This is a genomic window from Streptomyces sp. D2-8, from assembly GCF_023184515.1.
Classification (GTDB): domain Bacteria; phylum Actinomycetota; class Actinomycetes; order Streptomycetales; family Streptomycetaceae; genus Streptomyces.
This window is the reverse complement of the sequence record NZ_JAAHBP010000062.1, coordinates 1-2,449: the sequence shown is the minus strand read 5'-3', so window position 1 is coordinate 2,449 and position 2,449 is coordinate 1. Positions and strand designations below refer to the sequence as shown.

The window sequence follows — 2,449 nt, the reverse complement described above, 5'->3', positions numbered from 1 at the left end:
AAACGGCTGCCCGTCTCAAGCGTTCCCCCGGCACGGGGATGGGCAGCCCGCCGGTTCACACTCTCAGTGACCCACACACCCAACCGGGTGACAAGACACCCCCACCACCAACCACCCAAACGGAGTAACTGTCATGAGTCGCCATCCGCTTTCCGAACGTGATCGTTCGGTTCGGGCTGGGTGGGCGCCGCAGCCAGCTGCTGGCACTGCATGCCTTCCCGGCCTGCGCTCGACTCCAGCACGGAAATGATCCGCTGGTAGTCCGCAGGCAGGCGGTCGGGATCGCAACCCGAGCTACCAAGAGGCTCTGCTGCTATGCCTCGACCACCGGGAGATCATCCGAACAGGTGGTGGCGGGAGAGATGGGGGTGGTTAGTCCGTTCGTCTCGCTTACGGAGGTGGCTGGTGCCGTCTGCTGGAGGCCGAAGAAGAAGGTCCGGGAAGAGGCCGAGCGGTTGGGGGAGGGAGCCGAGCGGGTGCAGGCTGCTGTCCTCCACGAGGCAGAACGCGCGCTTCAGCGTCTTGCGGATGCGCGTGTGACGGTGGCCGAGGTGCTGGCTGAACCGCCGTGTGCGGGCGTGAAGCCGGTGGGGAGGGCGGTCGTGCCGCGAGGGGCCGAGGGGATGACGGCGTCGGGGCAAGCGGATGGCGTCACACCCAAGCCTGCTGCAGTCCGATCTTCCTTGACCAAGTCATAGGGGCCCTGCGGCCAGGGGCCTGCCCTTCACACGTCCGCCGGCACCGGTATCCCCTCAGCGCGCGCTCGGAACCCGTGGACGACGATGGTCGACCGGTACTCAAATCCTTTGACGCATCGGCGACTTGGAGATTTGTGTCGGGCTCATGACGGTACCTTCGTTCGGGAAATGTCACGTTCCCGGGTGGTGGGGGGGGGCGCGCATAATGCGCTGGGCCGTTCGAGTGAGGTGCTCTGATTCACATTGTTGTTGCCGAGGTGTAAATGGATTATTGGAGACGGATCCAACCGGTGGGCAGCCCTTCTCGCCGGGGGGTGCGGCAGTCGACTACCTGTAGCTTTCCCCGGGGAAGCCTAGGTGATCACATCGGCATACCGCGATGGGCCACCCTGGTGGAGAAAATGGGTCCCGTCAGCCGGTGCTGCGAGCAGCACCGGCTGACGCACCAGCTCAGATCACACCGTATTCCCGTCATTGCGCTTGGCGTGCCTTTGGGGACCAGGGGCGAAGGCGACTTGCAGGACCCAACGTCATGAGACTGTCGGATCCTGAAGCACGGCGTGTCATAGAGGAGCGGGAGTACGGGCAGACATCAGCGGTGGTGCCTTGGACGGAATGGCTTCGTTGACCCGTCTGAGCCACCGAGCGACGTCACTTCTCAGCGATGTTGATTGGTCAGGAGCGGCCTGGAGGATTCCCGAAGGCACGTCGAAAACGGCCCCCTGAAAGTGACACAGCCAACACCCGATGAGCTCACGCAGCAGTGGGTAGATCTGGGGCGGAGTAATCATGCAGCCGCAACGCTGGCGGGTGCCACTGGTGTGACGATTCCGCCACTTGCAGGGTGTGAATGCAGGCGACTCACCGTAGAACGGCCCAACGCCCACGTCGAGAAGACAGGACGTTCCTATGCTCGCGACATCACTTTGAAGCGCCGCCGCCTTGGCTGGCCTTGGCGTGTGTCGCATGGGTATGGAGGTCCCGTTGCGGACAAGACGAATCACACCTGCCACAGCGATCTGGTGGTTTAGGGTCGGAATTACCCTGCTGGGAGTAGCCATCGCGGCCGGGCTGTCGACATCGATGGCTGTGTCGTCGACCGCGCCACCAATCCCGGGCCAGACGGGACCGTTTGCCCACGTCTCAAACGTCAACAGCAATCGCTCGGAGAACGTCAGCAGCGCTCGCTCGAACAGTGCGGCGAATGCCAGCACGAAGCTAACGGGATCGACGGTCGTGCCGTCGCCCACGCCACCGCCCCCCAGCCAGACTGCAGACGCCTACGTCGCCAATGCCGGCTCGGATACCGTGTCAGTGATCAACACCACCACCAACACCGTCACCAACACCATCTCTGTCGGCGATAACCCAGTGGGTGTGGCGGTCTCCCCGGGCGGCACCCGCGCCTACATCACCAATGCCGACGCGGACACCGTGTCGGTGATCGACACCGGCACCAACACCGTCACTGCCACCATCCCCGTCGGCTCAGGACCGCTGGGTGTGGCGGTCTCCCCGGACGGTGCCCGTGTCTATGTCACCAACTCGGGCTCGGGCACTGTGTCGGTGATCGACACCGGCACCAACACCGTCACTGCCACCATCACCGTTGGTGACGGCCCGGTGGGTGTGGCGGTCTCCCCGGACGGTGCCCGTGTCTATGTCACCAACTCGGGCTCGGGCACTGTGTCGGTGATCGACACCGGCACCAACACCGTCACTGCCACCATCACCGTTGGTGACGGCCCGGT

The 2,449-nt window shown here is 64.2% G+C and carries 1 protein-coding gene; it reads left to right on the top strand.

Annotation, left to right across the window (positions count from 1 at the left end; genetic code table 11):
* Positions 1 to 1,664: 1,664 nt before the first annotated feature.
* The coding region (locus G3I77_RS40495) for a YncE family protein (protein WP_374388718.1) at positions 1,665 to 2,449 on the top strand (785 nt) is incomplete at its 3' end.